The organism is Streptomyces sp. NPDC054866, from assembly GCF_053610745.1.
This window is the reverse complement of record NZ_JBSGZA010000024.1, coordinates 1-5824: the sequence shown is the minus strand read 5'-3', so window position 1 is coordinate 5824 and position 5824 is coordinate 1. Positions and strand designations below refer to the sequence as shown.

The window sequence follows — 5824 nt, the reverse complement described above, 5'->3', positions numbered from 1 at the left end:
TCAGAGTCGGCACTAGCTGGCGCATCGTCAAGTTGGTTCGCCAGTACGCCGTGACCAGCAGAATACGGCCCTCCAAGGGGAGGCCCCACGGGCGGCCCCGCTGGGGATGGCCACCATGCTCGCGCTGGACGGCGGTCACCAACTTGCCAAAGCAGCGCGGGCTCAACCCGGTGAACGGGCTTATCCAGGACGGCTCCGACGCCGTGATCACACCAGCCACATCAAGATCATCTCAGTATGACCGGCCGTTGCGGGACAAGCCTAGACGTCGGCAATGCGATATGTATGTGTGATGGATGAGGACGTTCTCGATGTAGTCCGGTTGCTACGTGGGCATCTGCGGGAACTTGTCGAGGTGGGGCGAGTCGTCGTGCTGGATGGCCGACTGTCCGGAGTTTTGTCCTTGGCGAGGCAGGATTCGGAGGCCGCGCTTCCGGAATTGGTCAGCGTCCTGTCCTCAGAGCCGGAATTGGAGAACTGGGTGGCACGGGTCCTTGAGGATCCGCACAAGCGACCACCTGCTCTCCAGGAACGTTCGGAACGTGCGCTGGACCAGTTACCGGGTACCGGTGAGCCGGTGCCGGCATTGCGATACGAATGTCCGCAGGGTGACTACGCGTGGTATCGCCTCGCCGTCGGTGAGCGGGTGCAGAAGTGCCCGACGCACCGTCTACTGCTCGTAGCGGCTTCGGGGTGAGTCAAGGTGGACAAATTCTTGGAAGGCGTTGCGGGCAAGCTCGCTGATCGGTTCGCTGCGATCGCAGGGCCGACGTTGGTCTTTTGGGTTGGTGGTGCGCTTGCATGGCTTCACGGGCATGGCAGCTTGACCGGCTTTCCTGACCAGTTTTCCAGGGCCGTCGGTTGCCTCGGCAGGCAGCCGACCGCCTCGCAGATCTTCGTCTTGGTCATGGTCCTCATCGGGCTGGTCGCCAGCGGCCTGGTAGTACGGCAGGTGTCGTTTCCCGTGCTGCGCCTGCTGGAGGGCTACTGGCCCGGCCCCGCCCGGCGGCCGGCCTCCTGGCTCTCGGCCCGCCACATGAGCAACATCGACGCCTACCGAGCCAGGATGCAGGAACTCGCCCCCCGGGTACTCGGCGACGAGGGCGTTGCGACCACTGCTGAGTTGGCCGAGTTCCAACGTCTGGACCGCAGACTCCGCCGGCACCCCGCGATCCGTGAAAGGGTCATGCCCACACGTCTGGGGAACACGCTTCGGGCGGGTGAGAGCCGCCCGGTCGACAAGTACGGCTTGGACGTCGTCGCCGTCTGGTCACACCTTTGGTTGGTCCTCCCGGAACACGCACGGGCCGAGTTGACCGCGGCGCGAGCGCGTCTGGACACCGCTGTGGGCGGATGCCTGTGGTCAATGACGTTCTTCGCGTTCACCGTGTGGACGGCATGGGCGGCGCTCGTTGCCACGGTCGCGCTGGTTTGGTGTCACCGCTGCCTCCTGCAGGAGCGCGGCGAGGCATTCGCGGATCTGGTCGAGTCGACCGCCGATCTGTACCGTGTTCAGCTCTACGAGCAACTCAGGTGGCCGCTTCCCTCCAGCCCGGCGCAAGAACAGGAGGTCGGCAGGGACGTGACGACGTTCCTTGTCCGGGGCTCGGACCGAGATACTCCCGTCTACGTGGTCCGCGAGAGCGATCAGCCGCCGGTGCAGGTGAACCCTGCCCAGTAGTACGGGTGGGTGTGGACACGGGCTCGGCCCCACAGCAGCCGGGCGCCGTCGCTGCCCAATGGCGGTGAGGGCAGGCTGAGCGTTGCGCTCTTCTCCTCGTTGGTGCTGTCCCGCAACCACTGCTGGGCCTTGCGCAACGCCTCGGCAGGCGGCTCGCCGTCCTGGACCCGGAGTTGCGTCATTCGGCGCATCAGCATCATGGTCGCGTTGTCGTCAACCCGCCAAAGCGTTGCGATCACGGCGTCCGCCCCGGCTTCTAGCAGTCCGGCGGGGAACCCTATTACTTCGTCGGGCAGTTGGAGGCCAGGCAGCGCCGTCTCGCAGGCCGACAGCACGGCCAGTCCGGTGTCCATCGATGATGACAGGATCTCGCGGAGAGTCAGTTTCTCGTCATGGGCCAGCAACAGCGCGCTGGCCAGCGGGTCGTCGAGCTCTGCCACACCATGGCAGGCAAAGTGGATTAGTTCCCGGCCGGCCATCGCATCTCGCACCGCCGCGAGCGTCGCGTCCCGTTTGTTCAGGACGAGTGCGCCTGGATGCGCCCCGGCGACGCCTTCGGCCTCCGCGGCGCTGAACGGGAGCGGGGCAGCCGTGCTGGGCAGTGGGTTCGCGACGACCAGTGCGCCACCGGACCGGGATCGCCGCGTTACCCGTGCACTGCGTGCGTTGGGCGCGAAGCTGACCGACACACGGTCAAGCAGGTACATGCGCCGGTCGCCATGCTGCGTCCACGCGGCGTGCAGCGGCAGCAGGCCCAGTGCACCGCATGCCACGATCACCAGGTGCCGGGCAGAAGGGAGTTGCTCGAGCACCGGGCCCATCGCGGCGTGCCATGCCCACTGAAGGGTTTCGTCAAGCGTCGTCTTGTCCGCAGCGAGAGGGACGACCCGGTCACGCCGGAGGGCCGGGAGCCAGATCACCCGTGCGCTGTCGTCGACCACCAGGGCGAGTCCCGTGCTCTGCCCGGGAACCAGGTAGATCACAGGGTGCGCTCGGGAGGCTACAGCCGCCACATCATCGTAGTCGGGGGGCATCAGGAACCTGGAAAACCCATCCACGTGGCGGATCTCGTTGACCACGGCGTCCAGCCGAGCCTTCGTGGCGACCACATCGTCCGCCGCGGACGTGCGAACCGGGTCATCCAGTCCGATACCCGAGGAGTCGGCGAGCTGCGCTTGCCTCAACCAGGCGTCGGCCGCCTGTTGGTAGCGGCCCACCAGTTCGGCAGGCAGCGACGCCAGAGTGTCCGGTGCACGGCCCAGCCGTTCACTGAGGATCACCGCACGGCCCCGTTCGACCGCCGCCACTGCCGCTTCGACATCGCCTGCCATGGCGTAGCCGTGGGCCGCAGTTGAGAGGAGTTGACCGGTGTCGCCGATCCAAAGTTCCTTGTGACTTCGGGCGGTCTGGACCGCCGCAAGGCGGTATCGCGCGCGCAAACTGTAGTCGCACGCCTCCGCGGCCTCTCGCCACGCCCCTCGCCGGACGGCCCAGTCACGCCAGACGTCGGTGATCTTCGTCATCACGGTGCTCAGTACCATCAGCCCGGTCTCGCAGGCCGCCCGGAACGCGTCGGTGGCAGCGGCCTCGTCAGCCGGTTTTCCGGTCAGCCTGTGTCGGGCCATCAAAGCTACCGCGAGCACGTGCAGTCGCACGGCCCGTTCAGGCGCATTCTGCGGCGTCTGCCCCAGCACCCTCGTGATCGTTGAAACCGCCTGATCGGCCCATCGGCGCCGCCGACGACGCAGCACGCTGAAGCCGAGGGCTCTCCGGGCCTGGACCATCGCCAGGTTTGTGCACATTCTGAGGCCGGTGTCCGTTCCGGGCACCGCCGCAGTGGCAGCCGTCGCCAAGAGCCGGTGTGCACGCGCGCGGTCACCTGGCAGCATGGCCGACCGCAGGGCCAGCGCTCCGGCGAGATTCCCCAACCGGGCCACGGCCATCGGGTCTGTGCTGTTCTGCTTCTGGACAGCTGTCTCGAGTAGATCGATCGCCCGATTCAGGTCGGCAGACCGTCCGGTGCGGTTGAAGCGGGTGACCAGCAACTCCGCCAGGTTGGTCAGTGCGTACGGACTGTCGGGCGTGCCATCCGCGACGGCCTCCGCCAACTCGATGGCGCGGCTTAGCGCACCGATGTCACCCCACCTCTGGTACCGCATGGCCAGGGCGATGGCCAGGGCGGAGGTCGTCGCGTCGCTGTCGCTCTGGCTCGGGTCGTCGATGAAGTCCCGCAGATCCTCTTCCAAGACCTGCACCGCCTCGTCGAGATCCGCCGGGTCGGCGTCGCGGCGGTAGCGGTCGATCAGGACATTGGCGAAATTGGCCGCGCCGAGATGCGCCGGGTGTCCCGGCAGTTCAAAGCGGCATTCATGAGCCCTCCGCGTCAGTTCCACCGCCCGATCCAGTTGGGAGTCCGCTCCGGAGGCCATGTAGTCCTGCCGCAACGCCCACCCAAGGAGATCCAGGGCCATGGCTTGGACAGGCGAATCGTCCTCGGCGACCCGGACCGTCGCCTCCAACGTGCTGACCGCGGCGGCGAGGTCGTCGGGACTGCCCGCATCCGTGTACCGGTCGAGACGCATTCTGCCTTGTTGACCCAAAGCCCAGCCCACTTTGGAATCAGTGGCGTCGGTGTCCGCGCTCAGCTCCAGGTCGTCCAGGACGCCGTACGAGAGTCCGGAATCACCGTAGAGTTCGTCGCGTTGGATCAGGGCCTCATCGTGCAGTGCCTTAGCCCGGGTCCGGGTCGACGAGTCTGCGGCGGCCCACGTGATCACGCTCCGCAGCGTGATCAGTGCGTCGAACCATTCCCGCTCCGGGGCCCGTTTGATGATTGCGGCCGTCATCCCGTCTGCGGTCTGGGCCAGCTGAGGCCATTGCGGCGTGAAGATCATGACATCGTGCGCGGCACGGACCATCTCCGCTGTGGCCGTCCGGAGATCGTCCGGGTCACCGGTGACCTCGTACCGCCGCTGATACACGGTGGCCCGGAAACCTCGTATCGGGGGTACGAACCGGTGTCCCGCAGGCAGCTCGGCGAGCGCGGAGTCTAAGCGTCGCAACGCCTCCGAAATCGGCTCCAACGCCCCGGTGCGCACGCCGGAGCGGAGGATCGGACCCACGACCCCAACCGAGAGCAGAGCCGAAACCGGATGCGGCGCTTGGACCGCCATCTCGTCCCAGTAGCGCACCGCCTCCGCAAGTGGTTTCTCGGGATCGGGTCCGGGTGTCCCGGCCACTTCGTAGAGGATCGACGTCAGTTCGAGCTCCACGACGGGCCCGAACCTCACCCGTATATCCAGTGCACTGTCGACCCCGAAGAATTGACAGTCGTGAACGAATTCCCAGCACGGGTAGTAGCGGGCGGTCGTGACAGGGTCACCTCGTGCCAACGCGTCCACCATGAGCATCGTCAGGAAACGAGTCGCCTCTTCCCCCGCTGACGATCGTTCGGCCACCGTCCCGGCCATGTCCTCGTAATCCGAGCACCGGAGCAGATCAGCGACGAGGTCCATCGCTTCATCGGGCACGTAGTGACCTAGATCCGCATCGATGGCCAGCGCGATGCGAGCCGCGCGGACTGCATCGATCAGGTCCCGAGCGGCCAGGATGTCCTCGACGGCGCACTCGTTCTGCCCGACCCCGCCCAGCAGATCCTCGATGTAACGCGCGAACTCAACACCGAGCAGCACCGGATACTGCTCAGTCAAGTCGGAGGCATCCCTGGCACCCGCAGAGTGCCGCAAAGCCTCGAAGGCAGCCTGAAGATCACTGGCTTCCACATTCACCCTGGATATGTTCCAACATATGAGTCGGAATACGCGCGTCCACGAGACCTGGCCTGCGAGCATTGCCCGGAGGGGCTGGTCTGGTCCGACTGGCGACGCCACCATCAGGTCCGATCCCAGGTCAGCCCCTACCGGCGCCAAGCCGCCCGGACATGAAGATCACGAACTGCCGCTGGAGTATCTCCTGGAGGTGCGTCCTCGGTTCTGGTTGAAGCGCATGCTCGAGTGCACAAGACGAACGGCGTCCGCGAAACTCTCTCCGGGGCAGGCGACGAACGCAAGTGCCAGGCCAGCAGCTGGCACCTCCCGCCCTGGGGTAGTGGCGCCCCAGCGCGGCATCGGATTCCGGGACAGC

Annotated in this window: 2 protein-coding genes and 1 pseudogene; 1 reads left to right on the top strand and 2 read right to left on the bottom strand. The window is 66.3% G+C overall.

Annotated elements, in window-relative coordinates; genetic code table 11:
• Positions 1 to 220, bottom strand: a pseudogene (locus ACWGI2_RS41975) (IS5/IS1182 family transposase); the annotation flags it as partial.
• 483 nt (positions 221 to 703) lie between these two features.
• On the opposite strand from ACWGI2_RS41975, the gene ACWGI2_RS41970 reads away from it, so the two are divergent.
• Positions 704 to 1681, top strand: coding sequence for a hypothetical protein (locus ACWGI2_RS41970; RefSeq protein ID WP_453701323.1), 978 nt, complete (start codon positions 704 to 706; stop codon positions 1679 to 1681).
• Here ACWGI2_RS41970 and ACWGI2_RS41965 read toward each other — a convergent pair.
• Positions 1648 to 5469, bottom strand: a complete 3822-nt coding sequence (locus ACWGI2_RS41965) for a CHAT domain-containing protein (protein ID WP_453701321.1) — start codon at positions 5467 to 5469, stop codon at positions 1648 to 1650. The two genes, ACWGI2_RS41970 and ACWGI2_RS41965, sit on opposite strands and share 34 nt — an antisense overlap.
• Positions 5470 to 5824: the final 355 nt, after the last annotated feature.